Annotated in this window: 9 protein-coding genes and 2 tRNA genes; 9 read left to right on the forward strand and 2 right to left on the reverse strand. The window is 60.6% G+C overall.

What is annotated here, in order from left to right; translation table 11 throughout:
* Window positions 1–19 precede the first annotated feature (19 nt).
* The 4 genes from CHY22_RS10025 to CHY22_RS00380 all read left to right on the forward strand — a co-directional run bounded on the left by CHY22_RS10025 (window position 20) and on the right by CHY22_RS00380 (window position 13,378).
* Window positions 20–11,653, forward strand: a complete 11,634-nt coding sequence (locus tag CHY22_RS10025) for an MBG domain-containing protein (protein WP_089571625.1) — start codon at window positions 20–22, stop codon at window positions 11,651–11,653.
* Between the two features lie 118 nt (window positions 11,654–11,771).
* Window positions 11,772–13,130, forward strand: coding sequence for a branched-chain amino acid transport system II carrier protein (brnQ, locus tag CHY22_RS00370; RefSeq protein ID WP_089571626.1), 1,359 nt, complete (start codon window positions 11,772–11,774; stop codon window positions 13,128–13,130).
* 91 nt (window positions 13,131–13,221) lie between these two features.
* A tRNA-Pro gene (locus tag CHY22_RS00375) sits at window positions 13,222–13,298 on the forward strand.
* A 6-nt stretch (window positions 13,299–13,304) separates the two neighbouring features.
* Window positions 13,305–13,378, forward strand: a tRNA-Gly gene (locus CHY22_RS00380).
* 543 nt (window positions 13,379–13,921) lie between these two features.
* On the opposite strand, the gene CHY22_RS00385 is transcribed toward CHY22_RS00380, so the two are convergent.
* Both CHY22_RS00385 and CHY22_RS00390 read right to left on the reverse strand, forming a co-directional pair.
* On the reverse strand, window positions 13,922–14,377 hold the full coding sequence (locus tag CHY22_RS00385; protein WP_199408711.1) for a hypothetical protein: 456 nt from the start codon (window positions 14,375–14,377) through the stop codon (window positions 13,922–13,924).
* Window positions 14,370–14,693, reverse strand: a complete 324-nt coding sequence (locus CHY22_RS00390; protein WP_089571627.1) for a type II toxin-antitoxin system RelB/DinJ family antitoxin — start codon at window positions 14,691–14,693, stop codon at window positions 14,370–14,372. Before CHY22_RS00390 ends, CHY22_RS00385 begins: the two co-directional genes overlap by 8 nt.
* Before the next feature lie 428 nt (window positions 14,694–15,121).
* On the opposite strand from CHY22_RS00390, the gene CHY22_RS00395 reads away from it, so the two are divergent.
* From CHY22_RS00395 to CHY22_RS00415, 5 genes are all read left to right on the forward strand, one after another.
* Window positions 15,122–15,640: a 4Fe-4S dicluster domain-containing protein gene (locus tag CHY22_RS00395; RefSeq protein WP_022095206.1), complete on the forward strand. Its 519-nt coding sequence runs from the start codon at window positions 15,122–15,124 to the stop codon at window positions 15,638–15,640.
* Window positions 15,641–15,716: 76 nt separating this feature from the next.
* Window positions 15,717–17,939 carry a formate dehydrogenase subunit alpha gene (gene fdhF / locus CHY22_RS10235; RefSeq protein ID WP_089571628.1) on the forward strand — a complete coding sequence of 741 codons (2,223 nt, stop codon included), beginning with the start codon at window positions 15,717–15,719 and terminating at the stop codon, window positions 17,937–17,939.
* Window positions 17,940–18,017: 78 nt separating this feature from the next.
* Window positions 18,018–18,635, forward strand: coding sequence for a 4Fe-4S dicluster domain-containing protein (locus CHY22_RS00405; protein ID WP_089571629.1), 618 nt, complete (start codon window positions 18,018–18,020; stop codon window positions 18,633–18,635).
* Window positions 18,628–20,646, forward strand: coding sequence for a hydrogenase 4 subunit B (gene hyfB, locus CHY22_RS00410; RefSeq protein WP_089571630.1), 2,019 nt, complete (start codon window positions 18,628–18,630; stop codon window positions 20,644–20,646). The genes CHY22_RS00405 and hyfB overlap by 8 nt, the downstream gene beginning before the upstream one ends.
* 12 nt (window positions 20,647–20,658) lie before the next feature.
* The gene (locus CHY22_RS00415) at window positions 20,659–21,585 is read left to right on the forward strand and encodes an NADH-quinone oxidoreductase subunit H (protein WP_089571631.1); all 927 of its coding nucleotides are present in this window, start codon (window positions 20,659–20,661) and stop codon (window positions 21,583–21,585) included.
* Window positions 21,586–21,598 lie beyond the last annotated feature (13 nt).

Here is a 21,598-nt window from a genome sequence, read left to right on the forward strand (position 1 = left end):
GAATTGCGGGAAGGTTCCTATGAACAGGATCACTGCTGCCCTCTATAGGTTTTTGGTTGTCTATCTTTCGGTCGCGATGGTCGTGACCTCGATACCACTTGCGCCCCGCGCGGCTTATGCCGATGACGCCGGGGCGCTTGCCGCTGAGAGCGAGGCCCAAGAGACCGACTCGGGCTCCGATACCGATGCGGTCGATGAATCATCACCTTCGGACGAAAGCGCTTCATCTGCGTCTTCCGACCAAGAGAATAATACGCAGGACGACTCATCCAGCGCGGCATCCGACGCCCCCGGGACGAGCCTAGCGCAGGACCTCACAAGTGCTGCGACCGATTTCGATGCTGCTAAGAGCTCGCCTGCAACGTCAGAGTCCCCGTCCGACGACAGCGAAGTCGATGCCCTCACGTACGAGCCAACGGTCTATGAGTATGCCAAGTTCATGCCGAACTACTACCTGTATCCGTGCGATGCAGACGGAAATGTAACGGTAGAGATTGATGAGAACAACCCGCGCGAGAACTCCGTCGACGGTCGGATGGTAACGAATTTGATTATCGATTACAGGACGGATTTAGTCGACGTACAGCTCTGCGCCGACTCGACCAATCTGCGCTCAGTGCGCTTTGAGAACAGCTCAATTTCTAAAATCGGAACACACGCCTTCTATAACTGCCCGAACCTCATCGATATCAGCCTTTCCGGTATGACTATCGGTCACATCGGAAAAGAGGCATTCTATGGCTGCAAGTCGCTTACGAGTTTGAACATCAACGAGGTTGCCACCATTGGCTCTATGGGCGACGCCGCGTTTGCCGGGAGTGGGCTGGTGTCGACGGGACTCGACAAGGTCGTTGGCCTCACGTCGATTCCCGACAGCGCCTACGAAGGCTGCAAGGCTCTGACCGATACCGGCCTGGACAAGAATACCTCCATTACATCGATTGGCGTTTGCGCGTTCAGGTTCTGCTCGAACCTTGCTACCACAGGGCTCGAGAGCAACACAACGGTCGAAACGCTTGGCCACACCTGCTTCTACGGCACCGACTTGAGCGGCGGGCTGACGCTGCCATATAACTCCAAGATCGAGGAGTTGCCGGAAAAGGCGTTTGGCAGTACCAATCTCGAGACCGTGTTCTTTGGATGCAACCATGAGGTGCTCATTAACACCGACACGTTCCCCAAATACAACATGACCGTCATGGTCCCCGCCAAGATGATTCCGAAGTATGCTAACGGGCATCCCAAAGCTGTTTGGGAGAGGTGCAACGGCTGCCTGCCCGTCCCGGTGGGCAAGGTGCTCGAGAACGTTGAGATCTCATGCGACCCCAACAACATGACCTATGAGCCGGGGGACACCATTTCGCTCGAGGGCATGAGCGTCGAGCTCGATTACCCGCATACGGTATCGATTTGGAACTACGAAGCCCTCATAAAGGAAGAACTGGGTGAGTACCTAACGGCGACTCCCCGCGACGGTGACGTCTTCGATGAGTCGATGGACGGACAGCCCGTAAAGCTCGTGTATGACGATGGCTATTCACATTTTGAAACCCAGACCAAGGGCACGCTACAGCTTAAGAAGCCTGAGCCGACGTCGTTCCAGATCTCCTATGCCCAAACGATCGATAAAGGCGAACGCAAGCTGATGGACGGCGTTGAGCTGCCCGATGTTTCCGGCGTGACGACGATCGATGCGGGCGCCGAGGTCACGCTCGATGCCGGTGCTTTGGGGATGCTCAACGACAACCTTACCTTTAAGGGCTGGTATGACACCGAGTCCGGCAAGTACATCTCCAAAGAGACGGTCTACACGTTTACGCCGGATAAGGACCTGTCCCTGGAGGCTCGCTTTAAGCTCAAGGACTATGCGGTGCATGTCAACGATGCGCAGGCGACCGATTCGTCACAGGACTATGCGCACCTGAGTGTTACCGTTCAAAGCTGCTATCGCAATGCCGGCGAGACGGTCGACCTTTCTGCCGCCACGGATAACGCGCTGTTCCTGGGCTGGTATCTGGGTGAGGGCGATGACGCCTACGCCGTGAGCGATCAGCTCGACTTTACCTATACGGTGAACGAGGCGGACGCGACTGTGTCCGAGGATGAGAGCGACTCCAAGATCGAGATCACTCCGCGCTACTGCGCTCCGCAGGCGAGCGTGGTCCTGAGTGCGGACGGGGTCGATGAGAACGGGCAGCCGCTCGGACAGTTCCTTTCCACCGGTCTGTACGGCATCGGGTCACGCGTAACGGTCGTGGCGGTCCCGTTACCCGGCTATGTGTTTGACTACGCGACCGATGCCCTCGGCAACGTTGTCTTTACCAGCGACGATGGTCCGTCCTATACGTTTGTGCTCGAGGGGGATGTGCAGTACACCGCGCATTTCCGTGAGGCGACTGGCCCCGACGAGTCGCTCGCGGCGCTGAAGGCCGCGCTCATCGCCGCGATAACGGCTGCGGCCGTTCTCGCTACCATGTATGGCTTGGGCGAGATTGTCGACCCCATCGCGGCCGACGCGGTGATTGAGATCGGTATGGCCGACAACATTGAGGATGTTGCCGCTGTGGGCACCAAAGTACTCAAGGAGATCAAGGACATCATCGACGACCACAAGAAGCCCAAGCCTCATGGCGACCATAAGATCGAAATAATTGCCACCGCGCAGCCCGAGGTGGGCGGCGTCGTTACCGGAAGCGGTATTCACTATGAGGGGACGGTCGCCACGCTCGAGGCTGTCGCAAATCCCGGCTATCGCTTCGTATGTTGGAAAGAGAACGGTGTCGAGGTCTCGACATCTCCTCTCAAGACGATGACGATCACGGACCTGACGCCCGAGGTCGTAAAAATGACGGCCGTTTTCGAGAAAAAAGTCGAGATTACGGCGGTTGCCGAAGCCGATGGCATTCAGGCCGATTTTTCGACAGGCTGCACCGCAAGCCCCGTAAAGCAGAGCATTACGCGTGGCGATCAGGCTATGGTCACTGCGAGCGAGGGTCCCGACTATGCCTTTGTGGGATGGCTTGAGGACGGCATCGAGGTTTCGCCCGAGCGCACGTATATCTTCAAGGCCGAGGTCGACCGCCATCTGGTTGCGCGCTTCCGCAAGGCGGACAAGACCATTCTGGTGAATACCGATCCCTTCGATAGCGCCGAGGTGCTGTGCGATGGCGTGCCAGTCGTGGATGGCAAGGTTCGCGCAAAGGATGGGGACATTCTCACGTTTACGGTGCGCCCCAAGTTACGCCCCGACAATCCGGAGAAAACATACCGGTTTGTAGAATGGCGCGAAACCGATGCACAGGGCATCACGATTGCCAACAAGCAGGAAGTTTGCGAATACCGCGTTAACGGGAATGCTCGGATCGAGGCTGTGATGGACGGCAGGGATGCGCACACTGTGCGTGCCGATGCCGACCCGCTCGAGGGCGGTACCGTTACGCTGAAGCGCGGCGAGACTGCCGGCATGGTACTCGAGGTTCCCGAAGGCGAGCGCGTGACCGCGGAGGCCGCCACATCCGAGGGCTATATCTTCGACGGCTGGTATCTGAGCAACGGCGGCTCGGATGCCACCTCGACGCTGGTTTCGAGCGAGCGCTCCTATACCTTTGAGCCCATTACCGACTGCGTGATCCAGGCAAAGTTTACGCGTGCCTGCAAGGTGGACGTTGTCGTTGAGCCGGCCGCGGCCATGGCGGGCAAATATTTGGTGCACGGCGAGGGCTACTGCATGAAGGGCGAGCCTGCCACGCTGAGCATTGAGCTCACGGCCGAGGCGAGCAAACAATTTACCTTTAAGGGCTGGTACGACGCCAAGACGGACCTGCTTTTGGGCACCGATCCCAGCTACCTCGAGTTCTATCCCGAGGACGTGGAATGCGCGGTGCGTGCGGTGTTTGAGGAAAACACGTATACCGTGACGGCGAAGGCAAAAAAGACCTTTGTTGAGCGCGGTGCCGTTGAGATCGAGGGGCACCCGGGGGCATCTTCTGTTACCTGTGGCTACGGCGATACGGTGATGCTCAAGGCAAAGGCCAACGACGGCTATCGTTTTGACCATTGGAAGGATGGCTCCGGTAAGGAGTACGATACCGCCGAGCTGGTCGTCAAGGTCACCAAGAGCGATACCTATACCGCGATTTTTACCGACTCAAAACCCGAGGTCATCGTCACCGCCGATTCATGGCTCGGCGGTACCGTGACGTGCAATGGGACCGTGGTGAAGCCTACGACCGATACGTTCAAATTAGGGGAAACCCTTCATTTGACGGCCAAGGCCCATCCTGGCTTTTTGTTCTGGGGTTGGTACGTCAATGGCCGCCTGAAGAGCCTTAAGCACGAGACCTCGTTGGTTGCGAAGGCTCGCGGTAAAACCGGGCACTGCGTTATTACCGCGGGCTTTGTGCCTATCGATACCGTCTGCGTGCCCCTCGCTGATCCTGCGGAGGGCGGCACCGTCAAGGCGAGCCGCGTTCTTGCGGACCGCGGCGCGGAGGTTGCCCTTAAGGCAACGCCCAATCCCGGTTATGTCTTTACTGGTTGGTATACGGCAGACGGCACGTTTGAGTCTGCCGATGCGGAGTTCACCTGCCACCAGGAGCGCAGCCATGTGCACGTCGCTCGCTTTATGGCGAAAAGCTATGACGTCGACGCCACGACGGTAGTCGATTCCGGCACCGGTTCGCTGGTCGAATCGAGTGTCGCCGGCTGGGTCGAGGGCACGGGTACCGTTGAGGCGGGGCATGCCGCCACGCTGACCGCGCATGCGCTTTCGGGCTATGCGTTTGAGTATTGGGCCGATGCTTCGGGCGCCGTGGTAAGCCGTGACAGTACCTATCACGTGATGCCAACGTCCGACACGACGCTCCAGGCCGTGTTCTCGGCAAAGCAATATACGGTGGACGTCTCCTGCGAAGAGAGCATGGGCACGGTCGAGGGCGCGGGGGCGTATGCCGCCGGGCAGGTCGCAACCGTGCGTGCGGTCGCCGCCGAGGATACGGCTTTTGTGGGCTGGTTCCGTAACGGCACATGCGTGAGCTCCAAGAAAACCTATCGATTTGCCGTGCGTGAGGATACGTCGCTCTATGCCGTCTTTGCGTCGGGTTCGTATGTCGTGCATACCGTTGCTTCGCCTGCCGAGGGCGGAGCCGTGAGCGGCTTTGGTGGCTATGAGGCTGGCGACCGCGCAACGCTTCGTGCGATCGCCAACACCGGGTATTCGTTTGCGGGTTGGACGGACGACAAGGGCGAGACAGCCAGCGAGAACGCCGACTATACCGTTAAGGTCGCGGGTGACGCCACCTATACAGCGACCTTTACGCCTAAGTCCTATCAGGTCGTTTTGAGCGCGAGTGACGATAGCGTTAGCACCCTGAGCGGCGAGGGCTCCTATCAATTCGGTGATACGGTCGAACTCAACGCTACGCCTATGGGTACCAAGCGATTTGCCGGTTGGTATGTCCTGAATGCCGAGGGCAACAAGTTGCTGCTGAGCTGCGACGCCCATTGCTGGGTTAAGCTCGACAAGGATATGGTCGAGGGGCTCGAGGACGATACGTTGGAGCTCCAGGCCGTGTTTGCCGATCCGTACGAGGTGACCGTTACGGGCGAGGTCGTGGTGAAGGACAAGACTTCGAACAGGGGCTGCCGTGTTACGGGCAGCGGTAGCTTTGCCGTGGGCGACCAGGTGGAACTGTCCGCTGTTGCCGGTATGGGCTATCGCTTTGTGGGCTGGAGCACCGATAAGGAGGGCACCTCGATTGTCGAGACCGCGACGACCCTCGATGTGACCGCCACGCAGGACATAACGTACTACGCGCAGTTCGAATCCGATGGACAGGTGACCATTACCGTCACTGGCTCGTCCATCTTCCGCGGTACGGCCCTTCTTGTCGACGGCATTCCTGCCGGCAGCAGGTCCTACGACAGGGGCGACATGTTTATGGCGATTGCGATCCCGTGGAAGAAGTACCACTTCTCTCATTGGGTCGACGATGCGGGTGTCACGGTGAGCTACAGCGCGTTCTATATCGGTACCGCAAAGGAGAATAGGCAGCTTACGGCCGTGTTCTACGAGACGGGCTGCGATGTTCAGGTCGCTACGTATCCTAAGGATGCTGGCTTTTCGATGGTAGCGCTCGGTACGGGTGGCTCCTACCACTCCGCGGCGATTATGTTTACCGTGCCGCATAAGGGTTGGAAGTTTAAATACTGGGTCGATGAGAACGGCATGCCCGTTGGCTTTACGCCGGTCATTAACCGCGTGGTGTTTGGCAACCGAACCTTTACGGCCGTTTATGAACGGGCGACGATGTCGGTGACGGCGGTTGATCCGCGTCAGGGCGGACACGTCGAGGGTTCCTCCGAGGACGAATCTCTGGGCTATGCCGTGACCAACGAAGTCGAGAACGGTGAGTCCACGACCCTGACTGCCGTTCCCGATGCGGGGTATGTGTTCGATGGGTGGTATGCGCGCAATGACGACGGGTCGTTGGGCGATGAGCCGCTGAACACGGATACTACCTGGACGTTTGTCCCCGAGGACAATATGACCGTCGAGGCGCGCTTTGCGGAGGCGCCCAAGTACAAGGTGACGGCCCGAGCGGTCAACGGATCGGTTGATTCGGAGTCTGCTTTGGTCGCTACGGATGGTAAGGTGACGCTTTCGGCGACGCCCGATGAGGGCTGCTACCTGACGCGCGTGACCGTTGCCGAAGAGGCAGGTGATGACGGTTCGGCCGGCAATGCCTATGACCTTGATATTTCTGACTATAAGGGTGGGGCGTACGAGGTCACACTGAGTGGCGTGAGTGCTCCGCAGCAGGTTACGTTTGAATTCGTGAAGGCTGCGGCTCCGGAGGTGCTCGCTCAGCCGCAGGATGCGAGTGCTTACGAGGGCGATCCGGTTGAGCTTTCGGTCGTCGCCGAGGCGGGGCGCAACGTTCGCGTCCATGCGGCCGTGTCATCTGGATCCGCTGCAGACGTCAAGCTGAGCTACCAGTGGTATCGCGTGTCTGACGATGGCGGCAAGGCGGTGGCGCTGAAGAGCGAGACGGGGGAGACTCTTTCGATCGCCCAGCTCGACAGCGACGGCGAAGGCGAGTACTTCTGCCGCATTACGCAGAGCTACCTGGGCACGGTGGCAAAGACGGATACCGAACATGCGAAGGTATCCATCGTGCCCCGAGAAGCACTTGTGTTTAACGGGCGCGTGCTGCCGGTGGCGACCGCTCACGATGAATACCGCGCGCAGATTGCCGGCGCTATGGGCGGCAAGGCGCCGTATGCGTACAACTTGGATGATGTTGAGGTTCCTGAGGGCATGCAGCTGACGCTGGCAGATGACGGATCGGGCGCCTTGGTGCTCTCGGGCGTGCCTGCGGCCACGGGTGTGTGTCGCTTCAAGATTAGGTGCACTGATGACCTGGGCAACAAGTGCGATGCGCACTTCGCGCTGCTCGTGAAGGCGAAGAAAGCCCCGCTTGCATTTGAGGGCCAGACCTTTACCTACAACGCGACGGCGCAGGCCCCGGAGCTCTCGGGCGTGCCCGAGGGTTGCGAGGACGATGTCAAACTGACCTATGTTGGCACGGGTGACACACATTACTCGTCGGATCAGGCGCCGGTGGATGCCGGCACGTATCGTGCGGTGGCGACGCTCGATGCCAAGGGATATGTCGGTAATGCCTCCTGTGACTTCACGATTGAGAAGGCCCCGGTCGATATTTCGATCGAGACGTCTGATGTGACATACGATGGCGCACGACACGGTGCGGCGGTTGCGGTTGCCGGCCTTGATGCGTCTGCCTATTCCGTTGCCTATCGCGGTATAGATGGAACGTCCTATGGTCCGACGGCGCTGGAGCCGTGCGACAGTGGCAACTACCGCGTCACGGTTAAGGTGACTGACCCCAACTATCAGGGTAAAAAGTCCGCCGAGTTCTCGATTACAAAGGCAAGCCAGGTCATTATGGGAACGACGAGCTATTCGGGTGTTTACGGTGGAGACCCCATTGTGTTTAATAACGTTGCCCAGACTCCCGTGAGCTTTGAGCTGGTTGATTCCGATGACGATGCGGGCCCGGTTTCGATTAAGGGACGCTGCGCGACGGTGAAGGCCGCCGGTACGGCACGTGTTGTCGCCCATGCCAAGGCGTCTCGAAACTATCTTGCCGCCGAGGACGTCGGGTTGTCGGTTTCCGTTGCACCTGCCCAGTTGCTGGTGAAGGTCGACGATGCCGAGCGCTTTGAGGGCCAGGAAAATCCCGAGTTTACTTCCAGCTTGGTGAGCCGTTGCGACACCTCGGACGTAAAGGTCACGTACTTCTGCTCGGCGAATAAGAAATCGCCAGCGGGTGAGTACCAGATCGACGCGGCGGTCGCCGATCCGAACTTTGATGTCGCGGTCGACCCCGGCACGCTGACGGTCAAGAAGAAGCCCGAGCACTACAAGGTGACGGCGAAGGCAGTCAACGGTTCGGTCGACAATGCTTTGGTTTCGGTTGTTGAGGGCGGGGACGCGACCCTCTCGGCGACGCCCGACGAGGGCTGCTACCTCGAGCGCGTGACGGTCGTGCAGGCCGGCTCGGATGCGACCGTTGACCTCGACATTTCTGATTACAAGGGCGGGGCGTACGAGGTCACGCTGAACGATGTCACCGCATCGCAGGAGGTCACGTTCGAGTTTGCGAAGGCGGACGCTCCGCGTGTGGTCGCGCAGGCGCAGGACGTGAGCGTCCACGAGGGCGATACCGTCGCGCTCTCGGTCGCTGCCGAGGCAGGCAAGAACGTCGCCGACCACGCGGCCTCGTCCACGGGTTGCGCTGCCGAGGTTGAGCTCTCCTACCAGTGGTTCCGCATGGTGAATGGCAAGGCCGTGGCGCTCGGGGGCGAGACGGGGGAGACGCTCTCGCTCGCGGACCTCGACGACGAGCTGGCCGGCGAGTATTTCTGCCGCATCACTCAGCGCTACCTTGGTACTGAGAAGCAGACGGACAGTGATTGCGTCTCCGTCTCCGTCGTTGCCTGGGACACCCTTGTGTTCAACGGCGACCTGCTACCGGCAGCGAGTGCGCACGACACGTACATCGCCACGATTGCCGGGGCCACGGGCGGCAAGGCTCCGTACGAGTACGCATGGGATGAGACGGAGCTCCCCGACGGGCTCAAGCTTTCCCGTACACCGGGCGGTCTGACGCTCTCGGGCATCCCGTCCAAGACGGGCGTTTCCGCCTTTGATGTCACGTGCAGGGATGCTCGTGGCGAGGCCATGACCGCCCGCTTTGCGCTCGTTGTCCAGGCAAAGCACGTAATACTTACGTTTACGGATGGCGACTATACCTTTAATGGCGCACCGCAGACGCCTGAAGTTTCCGGTGCCCCTAAGGTCTGCAAGGGCGACCTTAGGGTCTGGTACTTCGGTACCGGAAGCACGCAATATTCCTCGACGGAGGCCCCGACCGATGCCGGCACGTACTGCGCTGTCGCCACGCTGCGCAGCCACGGCTACATCGGTGCCGCTACCTGCCAGTTCGAGATCGCTCCGGCAAAGCTCAAGGTGAAGGTTGACGACGCCGAGCGCTTCGAGGGAGAGGCGAACCCAGCGTTTACCTCGAGCCTGGAGAGTGCGGTTGACACTTCGCGTGTGAAGGTCGAGTACTCCTGTGATGCCGATGAGAGCTCTCCTGCTGGCGAGTACCAGATCGGCGCGACGGTCGCCGACCCGAACTTCGATGTCGAGGTCGTGCCCGGAACGCTGACGGTGAAAAAGAAGCAGGAGCCCGTCAATCCCAACCCGGTGGTTCCGGACCCGGACAATCCGGATAACCCCGAGCCCGATAACCCGGACAAGCCCGAGCGCTTTGAGGTGACGGCAGAGGCGGTCAACGGTTCGGTTGACAACGCTTCCGTCACCGTTGATGCGGGCGGAGATGTGACGCTCTCGGCGACGCCCGACGAGGGCTGCTACCTCGAGCGAGTGACGGTCACGGAAGCCGGCTCGGACAAGGCCGTCGATCTCGATATCTCCGACTATGAGGGTGGAGCGTACGAGGTCTCGCTGAGTGGCGTCACCGCGTCGCAGGAGGTCACATTCGAGTTCGTGAAGGCGGACGCTCCGAAGATGATCGCCCAGCCGCAGGATGCGAGCGCCCACGAGGGCGATGCTGCCGTGCTCTCGGTTGCTGCCGAGGCGGGCAAGGGCGTCCTCGACCACGCGTTCTCGTCCACGGGTTCCGCCGCCGATGTCGAACTTTCCTATCAGTGGTTCCACATGGTGGGCGGCGAGGCCGTGGCGCTCGAGGGCGAGACGGGGGAGTCGCTCCTCATCGAGTGTCTCGATGACGATTGCGCTGGCGAGTATTTCTGCCGCGTCACTCAGCGCTATCTCGGCACCGAGGCGCAGGCGGACAGCGATCGCGCCGTCGTTTCCGTTGTGCCCCGGGATGCCCTCGTGTTCAACGGCGGTCTGCTGCCGGTCTCACGTGCGCATAGCACGTATCGCGCGACGATTTCGGGTGCCGCGGGCGGCGAAGCTCCGTATGAGTACACGTGGGACGACGCTAAGCTCCCCGACGGGTTTAAGCTCACCCGCACATCGGGCGGTCTGACGCTCTCGGGCACCCCGTCCAAGGCCGGGGTGTCTACCTTTGACATCACGTGCAAGGACGCTCATGGCAAGACCGTGACCGCGCACTTCATTCTGGTCGTTCAGTCGAAGCGGGTCGAGCTTGCATTTGAGGGCGGCAACTTCGTCTATAGCGGTGATGCTCAAGCGCCCAAGGTCACGGGGGTTCCCAAGGCCTGCGAAGGTGACCTGAGGGTTAGGTACTACGGGACGGGCGGCACGCACTATTCGTCGAGTGAGGCCCCGACCGATGCCGGCACGTATCGCGCCGTTGCCACGCTGCGAAGCGACGGGTATATCGGCGCCGCCTCGCGCAAGTTCAAGATTTCACCGGCGAAGCTTAAGGTAAAGGTCGACGATGTTGAACGCTTCGAGGGAGAGATGAATCCCGCCTTTACCTCGAGCCTAAAGAGCTCGGCTGATACCTCGGGCGTGAAGGTCGAGTACTCCTGCGTCGCCGATGAGAGTTCCCCGGCGGGCGAGTACCAGATCGGGGCGACGGTCGCCGACCCGAACTTCGATGTCACGGTTGAGCCCGGTACGCTGACGGTGAAGAAGAAGCAGGAGCCTGTCGACCCGGACCCGGTGGTTCCCGATCCGGACAAGCCCGATGGACCCGATCCGGACAAGCCGGACCCGGACAAGCCCGAGCCTGACCAGCCTGATCCGGGCAAGCCTGAGCCCGACAAACCGGAGCCTGATCAGCCGGACAAGCCGGACCCGGATAACCCGGATAAGCCTGAGCCTGACAACCCGAGCAAGCCAGAGCCGGAAAAGCCCGGAACGCCCGATTCCGACCAGCCGGATTCAAAGGATCCGACAAAACCCGGTAGTTCGGATGACTCCGCAGCTGATAAGGCAAAGGCATCGGGCGCGGAAAACTCCGGCAAGAAGGAATCTTCCAAGTCGAGCGCTCAGCAGCTCGCCGACACGGGCGATCGTGCGCCATTGGCCGTCGCCGTCGCTGGAGGCGCCGTTGCGCTTGTCGCGCTGGGACTCGAGCTGCTGCGTCGCCGTCGCTCGGACACATAACGGCTCAAAAGGGGCGGCTAGATTGAAGCTTTGCGCGATTTAGTCTGCTAAAGCGTATATACTTGCGGGACGGGTCTTTTGCCCGTCCCGTTTTTGTTTTGACTCGAAAGGTGGTCCCATGGCTTCATCCGCTCCGCGCGGTCTGCGCTCCGACCATGTCGTCACCGTCGGCATCGCTCTGTTCTCGATGCTCTTTGGCGCCGGCAACCTCATTATTCCGCCGCTGCTGGCGCTGCAGGCAGGTTCCGCCACGCCGGTCGCCATGTTCGGCTTTCTCATCGCCGCCATCGGCCTGCCCGTCATGGGCTTTATCGCCGTGGCGCTTGCCGGAACGGCGCGCGAGCTTGCTGGCCGCGTGCACCCCAAGTTTGGCGAGTTCTTTGTCGCGGCGGTGTATCTGGCCATTGGCCCGTGTCTGGCCATTCCGCGTACGAGTTCCACGGCCTTCGAGATGCTGGTGCCGCTGTTGCCCGAGGGCGTCTCGCTCGGCACGGCGCGCCTGGTGTTTGCCGTCGGCTTCTTCGTCGTCGCGTTTGCGCTCACGCTGCGCCCGGGCGTCATCACACGCGTGCTCGGCCGCATTACGGGCCCCGCGCTCATTGCCCTTATCGTATTGGTCGTGGGTGCCGCCATGGTCTCGCCGCTGGGCCCCGCCGCCGCGCCGCAGGCTCCCTATGATGCCGGTGCTGCCGTGCAGGGCTTTTTGACCGGCTACCAGACCATGGACCTGCTCGCGTCGCTCGCCTTTGGCATCATCATCGCCGAGACCATCCACGAGCTGGGCGTTACCGATGACAAGCGCGTGGCCTTCGAGATTTCGCGCTCCGGCGTGATCGCCGGCGTGCTCATGGCCATCATCTACTGCGGCCTGGCGCTTGCCGGCGCGCAGCTCGGCACCGTGATGCCCGACGCTACCAACGGCGCCGCCATCCTCGCCCGTTCGGCCTCCATGCATTTTGGGCTTGCCGGCACGGTCGTGGTCTTCGCCATCTTCTTCCTCGCCTGCATGAACGTGTGCATCGGCCTCATCAGCTGCTGCTCGCGTTACTTCTGCGAGACGTATGTGGTCGAAGGGGGAGCGGAGGCCTCTGAGGAGGCCATGCGCCGTCCCTTTGCGGTTCTCGCCTTTGTGTTCGCAGCGTTTTCGTGCGTGCTCTCCAACGTGGGCCTCGACGTGATTCTTATGTTCTCGGTGCCCATGCTCAACGCCTTGTATCCCGTTGCCATCGTGCTGGTACTGATGGGCCTGGTGCACGGCTTTTGCGACGCTCATCCGCAGGTGTGGGTCTGGGTCGGCGGCGTTGTCGCAGTGCAGAGCGTGATTACCTCGGTCCGCGATGCGTTCTTTACGGGCGCGTGGCTGCCGTTCGATGCGCTGCCGCTGGCAGACATTGGAGCCGCGTGGGCGCCGGTTGCCGTGGTGGCGTTTGTGATCGGCCTGCTCCACAGTCGGTTTGTCGTACATTCGAGGAGCTAGGGTATCGTCGCTTGCACAGGCGGGGAGTCTCCCCTATAATTTCCTTCGCTTTGGGACACGCAAGGTTTAGACCTTAGCTGCTCAACACCTTCGGGACGTGGCGCAGTTTGGTAGCGCGCCTGCTTTGGGAGCAGGATGTCGCAGGTTCAAATCCTGTCGTCCCGACCATATCTTGCGGGCGTAGTTCAATGGTAGAACCCCAGCCTTCCAAGCTGATGACGCGGGTTCGATTCCCGTCGCCCGCTCCATAAGAATTGTTTTAACGGCTTTGGTTTCCTTTGGGGATCAGAGCTGTTTTCGTTTACGCGCCGGGCGACGGGAATCGAACCCGCTCCGCGCCCACCTAAGTTGCGGTTAAATACGGACTGTCTTTTGGCTTTTGCGGGCCCATTAAAGGCCGGGGTAGCTAATTTGGAGCGGGCTTTTTGACTGCTCTAGCGATCGGCTGGGAAATGTGGTCAAAAAAGCCCTGCCCCAAAATGACTGGTCTGGTGTTGAGCCACGAAAGCGGCCCATCTACTACGTTTGGCCTGCAGGGGACGACCATAGCAGCAGTTTCGGAAAATCGGCAAGCCGTCTACCAGCTGTTTTGATATTTCGGATTTCTGTATGGTCGAGGGTAATCGGTTAAACGTAGTAGATAGGCCCATTTTGTGGCGAACAGTAGGATTCGCGGTCCAAGGCTGCCAGTTTCGGATGGCCAACCTGGAAGTTGCGGTGAATTAATTTCTGAAAAGCGCGAATAAGCCTAATCTAGGAACTATTTCACCGCAACTTAGGTGAGCATGGGGTTAGCTGCGGGAGCGGTGGCGGAGCTTGTCGATGGTGGAGTCGATGCTGCGGCTGCGGGCTTCGGCTGCGGTTTGGCGCTTACGGCGGTAATCGATCATGCCTTGGATGATGGGCTTGCCAAAGCTCACGACATCATCGTTGTAGATGGCGGTTCGGGCTGCGAGGAGGCAGTCGGTAAAGTCCATATGGGTCTTGCCAAAGAGTTTGACGGCAAGGGCGACAACGGTGGGTTCGTCGACCATGACGTCATCGAGCAGCCTTTTCATGGCCGCAGCAATCTCAACGCGTGGAACCTTATAGACGTCGCGCAGCGTGACCACGACGCGCGTGATGATCTCGGGGTAGACGCGAGCGGTGCGCGTGGCGATGACCTTGGCAGCGCGCGGCGACAGGACCTCGTCGTCGTCGAGCAGATAGCGCAGGATGACGGTCTCGTCGATGATGGTGCTACTCATAGATATCTACTTCCTCGGGACCCAAAATCGAATCGTCGCTTTCTGTAGCAAGGTATTCAATCCAAGCATTGCGCTCCTTGGAGCGGCGATTGGGGTCCCCATATGCTTTGAGCGATCCATAGGCGGCGGTGCCGTCTTTTGATCGTACTGCGACCGGCTGAAAGGGGAGCTTACGCATCAAAATGCTCTGCGCGACAAAAAGACGTACGGCCTCGGCGAGCGATGTGCCCATGGCGTCGTAGAGACGCTCAGCATGCTGCTTGTCTTCCTCGCGAATGCGCACCTGCAGGATGGCTCGTTTTTGAGTCGATGACATCACTGGCCTCCCTTAATGAGCGTGCAATATGAATAGTCAAATACAGCTTCGGCTAGTAATTGCCAATCTTATAACAACTACTTTATTGCACTCGAGTAATTGGGTGTGAACATTATTACAAACGTACTACATCCTTCAGAAGCGAGCGTGAAATCTTTGTTGGGCGTACGCGTGTAATACACTCGCTTTTATATCCTATTGAGAATAATCCTAACCAGCCCAAACCCCTGCAATACACCCGTAATGCAGGGCCTATGCTCAAGTTTACCCCCTGCAACTGCGTATATTTAACCTGTATACCGTTGGAGATATTCTACCGAGTGCCTGTTTCGCCGCATGCTCTCGATACGCCGATGCCGGACCACGGGCGGTCCGGGGCAACGTCGACAGGGTCTCTCCGGCATGGGATTCAGGAGGGAGTGAACAACATGGGCAATAAACGAGTCGTAGCCGATTCCTCGCGCTGCATTGGGTGTCAAACCTGCATGGCAGCGTGTATCGAGGCACACGACATCCCCGGCAACATTGCCGCGCCGCGTCTGCGCGTGACGCGTACGTACGAGATCTCCGCACCGGTGGCTTGCCATCACTGCGAGGATGCCCCGTGCGCTAAGGCCTGCCCCACGGGCGCCTTGTTCTTTGATCCAAAGAACCATCGCATCGGCGTCAACGAGGACAACTGCATCGGCTGCAAGAGCTGCGTCATGGCCTGCCCCTTTGGCGCCGTGAGCGTGGCGACCACGCAGGTCCCCGTCTTGATGGGCGACGTGCGCGTGGGTTCGCAGACTAAGAGCTTCGTGCTCAAGTGCGACCTGTGCGTGGACCGTCCCGGCGGTCCGGCGTGTGCCGAGGCGTGCCCGACCAAGGGCCTCACCCTGGTAGACGAGGAGCGCTTGGCGGAGCTGACCGCCGAGCGTGCCCGCGCCACCATCGAAAACGAGGCGTAGGCGGGCGGCCATACAGGCCCGACGATTGTCAAATACGTACCGATTAATCGGTAGCAGAGAAAGGAAGGAGGGTGTCATGGAGAAGCATAAAGTGATCTGCCCGTACTGCGGTGCCGGTTGCCAGTTTAACCTCTTGGTCCAAAACGGCCAGGTCGTGGGTACCGAACCGCTCAACGGCATCACCAATCAGGGCGAGCTGTGCCTTAAGGGCATGAGCGGCTACGACTTCATCAACGACACCAAGATCTTGACTCCTCGCGTACTGCACCCGATGATCCGCCGCACCAAGGGCGCGGATCTTGAGCGCGTAAGCTGGGACGAGGCACTGGATTTCACCGCATCTAAGATGCAGGCCATAATTGACGAATATGGTCCTAACGCTGTCATGACCACCGGCTCTTCGCGAGGCGGCGGCAATGAGGCGAACTACGTCATGCAGAAGTTTACGCGTGCGTGCATCGGCACCCACAGCGTAGACAACTGCGCTCGTACTTGACACGGCCCTACTGTCCTCGGTCTGATGGACACGGTTGGTTCAGGTTGCATGTCATGCTCCATCCCCGGTATGGAGGATGCGGGCTGCATTTTCCTCTTCGGCTATAACCCTGCCGATTCGCACCCCATCGTCGCAAGGCGTATCGTGCGAGCCAAAGAAAAGGGTTGCAAGATCATCGTCGCCGACCCGCGCCATATCGAAACCGCGCGTATCGCCGATATCTACCTTCCGATCAAGAACGGTTGCAATGTCGCGTTCCTCAACGCCTTTGCCAACTGTCTGGTCAACGATGGCCTCTACGATAAGGAATTCGTCGCCGAGCACACGAACGGCTTTGACGAGTGGTGGGAGACCATCAAGAACTACACTCCCGAATCCGTACAGGACATCACGGGTGTCGATCCCGCGCTGATCCACCAAGCTGCCGAGATGTACGCCACGGCGAAGCCTTCTGCCATCATTGGCTGGGGCATGGGCGTATGCCAGCAGAAGCAGAACCTGAAGACAGTGCACACCATCGCCTCCATCGCCTGCGTTGCCGGCCAGATCGGCAAACCCAATTCCGGCCTCGCGCCCGTGCGCGGTCAGAATAACGTCCAGGGCTCCTGCGATATGGGCATGCTGCCCAACCTGTACCCTGGCTACCAGAAAGTCACCGACCCCGCCGTTCGCGCCAAGTTTGCCAAGGCTTGGGGCGTGCCCGAGGAAAAGCTCCCGCTCGAGGAGGGCTACAAGCTCACCGACCTGGGCCACCTGGTCGACGAGGGCAAGGTGCACTGCTTCTACAACTACGGCGAGGACCCGGTGCAGACCGAGCCCGATTCGGCCGGAATGCGCAAGACGCTCTCCGAGCTGGATCTGTTCATTTGCCAGGACATCTTTATGACGCAGACGACTATGCTCGCCGACGTCATCCTGCCTGCTACCTCTTGGGGCGAGCACGAGGGTGTCTTTACCGCATCCGACCGTAGCTTCCAGCACTTTGACGCGGCCGTTCCGCCCAAGGGCGAGTGCCGCCACGACTGGGAGATCTTCGCGGACCTGTCCACGCGCATGGGCTACCCCATGCACTACGACAACACCGAGCAGATCTGGAACGAGTGCATTAGCCTGTGCCCCAACTTTGTGGGCGCAACCTACGAGAAGATGGCTCCCGAGGGCGGTTACGCCCAGTGGCCGGTCAAGAGCACCGATGTGAACGACCACGGTACGCCCGACATGTTCGCTGGTGGCAAGTTCACCACCAAGGACGGCCGCGCCAACCTGATGGCGCACGACTGGGAGGCGCCCTCCGAGCTTCCCGACGATGAGTACCCGCTCATCCTGTGCACCGTCCGTGAGGTCGGCCACTACAGCTGCCGCTCGATGACTGGCAACTGCAAGACGCTGGCGCTGCTCGCCGACGAGCCCGGCTTTGTCCGCATGAATCCCGCGGACGCCCAGGCGCGTGGTATCAAGAACGGCGACATCGTCTCGATTCACAGCCGCCGCGGCCAGGTATACAGCCGCGCCGACGTGAGCGACCGCATCAACAAGGGCACGGTCTATATGACCTACCAGTGGTGGATCGGTAAGTGCAACGAGCTGACCATGCACAAGGTCGACCCGGTCTCGCATACGCCCGAGGACAAGTTCTCCGCCTGCCAGGTCGACGCCATTGCCGACCAGGTCTGGGCCGAGGGCGAAGTCGAGCGTCAGTACACCGAGCTCAAGCAGGCTCTGGTCGACGCCGCTGCTCCCCAGGACGTTGAGCCCGGTGCCGCCAAGTTCGACGACGAGACGCACGTGAATCAAATCGTGTAGTCCCGTTCTCGTTGGCTTTTTGGGCCGGGCGTCCCGCACGTTCGGGAGCCCGGCCCGTTATTTTGAAAGGAAGTGGGGATGAACCGCTTCATCGACATCAACCCGGAGAGGTGCATCGGCTGCGGAACATGCCAGTCCGCCTGTGCCGACGCCCACCGGATGCAGGGTCTTCAGGATACGCCGCGCCTGGCGCTCGTGAAGACCGGCGGTATTTCGGCCGCCCTTGCCTGCCACCATTGCGAGGGTGCCCCCTGCGCCGAGGTTTGCCCGGTGAATGCCATCGAGCACGATGGCGACCGCATCCGCGTCAAGGAGCAGGAGTGCATTGGGTGCAGGCTGTGCGCCATCGCGTGCCCCTTCGGAGCCATCCATCCCGATGGCACGTCTATCGCCGGTGTCGCAGGCATGTGCGACCCGACGCCTTCGTATCCTAAGTCCCTGAGTAGCCTGCTTACGTGGGCTCCTGGCCAGTACACCTGCGCCGTTAAGTGCGACCTGTGCGCCTTCGATCCGGACGGCCCGCATTGTGTGGCGGCGTGCCCCACCAAGGCGCTGACCGTCATGGGCGGCGCGGCCGATCGCGAGCTCGACGAGGCCAAGCGCCTGCGCTCGATCGAAAACGGTCCGGCTGTCGACGTCACCGCTGTGGCCCAGGGCCTGTCCGAGAAAGCAGAAGGGAGCGTAAACAATGGATAGCATGACGCTGTTTATCGCATCGCTTGCCGTCTCGTGCATCGGTGCGCTCGCCTCGGTTCTGCTGATCAAAGCCGATAACGCCGCCAAGACCGCCGGCTGCCTTGTCGGCGCCGTCGCCGCGGTGCTTTCGTTTGTGGCCGGTATCCAGGCCGTGCTGGGCAATGTCGCGTCGGTCGACACCATCGTGTTCTTCCCGTTTGCCCATTTCCAGCTGCTGCTCAATCAGCTGTCCGGTCTGTTCGTGGCACTCATCTCGGTGCTCGCGTTTGCCGGTTCGATCTACGGTCTCAACTACTTTGATGAGTACCCGGGCAAAAAGGGCCGCGCCGGCTTCTTCTTTAACACCTTCGTGGCGTCCATGATGCTCGTCATCACCGCCGACAACGTGTTTTGGTTCCTGGTCGCCTTTGAGCTCATGTCGCTGACCTCTTACTTCTTGGTTGTGATCGAGGAGAACGAGAACTCCATCCATGGCGGTTGGCTCTACTTTGTGATCGCGCACGTGGGCTTTGTGCTCATCATGGCGAGCTTCCTCACCATGACCAACTTCGCCGGTGGCTCGTTTGCCTTTGCGGATTTCCGCGCTACGCAGTTTAGCCCCGCGGTCGCATCCGTGTGCTTCGTGCTTGCCTTCTTTGGCTTTGGCGCCAAGGCCGGTATCATTCCGCTGCACGGCTGGCTGCCCAAGGCACATCCCGAGGCGCCGTCCAACGTGAGTGCCCTCATGTCCGGCGGCATGATCAAGATCGGTATCTTCGGTATCCTCAAGGTGGGTCTCGACCTGCTCTCCGCCTCGGGCGTTCAGGTCTGGTGGGGCCTTATGGTCATGGTCTTCGGTGCGATATCGTCGGTTCTCGGCGTGGCCTTCGCCCTGCAGGAGCATGACATCAAGCGCCTGCTGGCCTATCACTCCGTCGAGAACATCGGCATCATTCTGCTCGGCGTCGGCGCCTCCATGGCCGCCATGGCGCTCAACTCGGTCGGCATCGCCGTCCTGGCTCTGATGGCCGCCCTCTACCACACGTTTAACCACGCGATGTTTAAGGGCGAGCTGTTCTTGGGTGCCGGTGCGCTGCTGTACTCCACGGGTACGCGCAATATGGAGAAGATGGGCGGCCTGTTCCGTCGTATGCCGGCAACGGCCATCTGCTTCCTTATTGGCGCGCTTGCCATCTCGGCCATCCCGCCCTTCAACGGTTTTGTGTCCGAGTGGTTTACCTACCAGTCGTTGTTCAACGCCGCTATGCAGGGCGACAAGGCCGTCATGATCGTGGCCGTGTTCGCTGCCGTCGCGCTTGCCATTACCGGCGCTCTGGCCGTCACGTGTTTCGTCAAGGCCTATGGCGTCTCCTTTGCCTCCGCGCCCCGCTCCGAGGCCGCGGCCAATGCCAAGGAGGTTCCCGCCCCCATGGTGTTTGCGCAGGGCCTGCTCGCGGCCATCTGCGTCGTGCTGGGCATTGGCGCTCCCGTGATCGCGCCCGTGCTGGTCGATGTCGCCGCGTCCGTGCTGCATCCGTACGGTGGCGTGTTTGCCGCCGAGGGCATGGAGCTCATGAACCAGTACTCCGGCGCTGCCACCTCCACGCCCGCGATCGCTATTGCGCTCGTGGTGCTTGTCGGCCTTGCCTGCGGCTATCGCAAGCTCAAGACCGTCGGCAAGGTGCAGAAGTCCCAGCCGTGGGCATGCGGCTATGCTCCCAACGAGCATATGCCCGTCGTGGCCACGACCTTTGCCTCCGAGGTGTCCTGGTTTATGCAGCCGCTCTACACGCTGCGCGACCGCTGCACGGCCGTCTGCTGGTCCATCGCGCACTTCTTCCAGAAGCTCACCGGTGTGGCCGAGGCTGTGGAGCCCGTACCCGACAAGGTTCTCGTCGATGCCCCGCATAAGGGTGTCGAGAAGCTCGCCGACCTCGCGACTAAGCTCGAGGGCGGCAACTACAGCATCTATATCTGCTACATCGTCGCGGCGCTCGTGGTGTTCCTCGTGCTCGCCGTGCAAATGGGTTAAGGAGGGGAGAGCATGAACAACATCGTACTTGCCGTTCTGCAGGGCGTGGTCGTCATGGCCGTCGCGCCGTTCTTCTCCGGTCTCGGTCGCGTGATCCGCGCCAAGATGCACAACCGTCGCGGCCCCAGCATCATGCAAGACTACCGCGACCTGGCCAAGCTCTTTGCGCGCCCCGAGTCCCAGAGCGAGGACGCGAGCTTTGCGCTGCGCATCATGCCGCCGCTGTTCTTCGCCGTCGCCTTTATGCTCGCGATGGGCTTGCCGCTCTTTACGGCACAAAGCCCCATCCCGGTCTTTGGTGACGCCATCACCATCATGTATAGCTTGGCGCTCGCCCGCTTCTTCTTCGCCCTCTGCGGTGTGGATTCGTCCAACGCCTACGCCGGTATCGGCGGCGTTCGCGAGCTGCTCATGAGCGTGCTCATCGAGCCGTCCATGCTGCTGGCGCTGTTTGCCGCCGCCCTGGTGTGCGGCTCCACCGACATCGCCACCATGGGTCAGCACATCATGACGGGTGCCGTCGACGCGCCGGTCGCCGTGATCCTCGCCGGCATCGCCTTTGCGATTGCCTGCTACATGGAACTCGGCAAGCTGCCGTTTGACCAGGCTGAGGCCGAGCAGGAGCTCCAGGAAGGTCCGCTCGCCGAGCTTTCCGGACCGTCGCTTGCGATGGCCAAGCTCGCCATGTCCATGAAGCAGGTCCTGGTCGTCGCCTGGTTCTGCGCGATCTTCGTCCCCTGGGGCGAGCCCGCGACCGTGGGCATCGCGGCCGTTCTGGGCGCGGCCATCTTCCTGGTGAAGTGCCTTATCGACTTTGTCGTGTGCGGCGTGATCGAGAACTCCTGCTCGCGCTCGCGTTTTAAGGTGCTCGGCAATCAGACCTGGGCCGTCGTGGGGATCGCCGTTCTGGCGTTTGTCTTCGTGGTCGTCGGCGTGTAGGAGAAGGGAGAAA

Origin of the sequence: Collinsella sp. TF06-26 (assembly GCF_002232035.1) — a bacterium.
In the GTDB taxonomy this organism is placed as follows: Bacteria; Actinomycetota; Coriobacteriia; order Coriobacteriales; family Coriobacteriaceae; genus Collinsella.

What these genes read in the sequence shown, in the direction of transcription:
- CHY22_RS10025 (WP_089571625.1), top strand. Translation starts at nt 20, where the DNA reads ATGAACAGGATCACTGCTGCCCTCTATAGGTTTTTGGTTGTCTATCTT.
- brnQ (WP_089571626.1), top strand. Translation starts at nt 11,772, where the DNA reads ATGGCTTCATCCGCTCCGCGCGGTCTGCGCTCCGACCATGTCGTCACC.
- CHY22_RS00385 (WP_199408711.1), bottom strand. Translation starts at nt 14,377, where the DNA reads ATGAGTAGCACCATCATCGACGAGACCGTCATCCTGCGCTATCTGCTC.
- CHY22_RS00390 (WP_089571627.1), bottom strand. Translation starts at nt 14,693, where the DNA reads ATGTCATCGACTCAAAAACGAGCCATCCTGCAGGTGCGCATTCGCGAG.
- CHY22_RS00395 (WP_022095206.1), top strand. Translation starts at nt 15,122, where the DNA reads ATGGGCAATAAACGAGTCGTAGCCGATTCCTCGCGCTGCATTGGGTGT.
- CHY22_RS00405 (WP_089571629.1), top strand. Translation starts at nt 18,018, where the DNA reads ATGAACCGCTTCATCGACATCAACCCGGAGAGGTGCATCGGCTGCGGA.
- hyfB (WP_089571630.1), top strand. Translation starts at nt 18,628, where the DNA reads ATGGATAGCATGACGCTGTTTATCGCATCGCTTGCCGTCTCGTGCATC.
- CHY22_RS00415 (WP_089571631.1), top strand. Translation starts at nt 20,659, where the DNA reads ATGAACAACATCGTACTTGCCGTTCTGCAGGGCGTGGTCGTCATGGCC.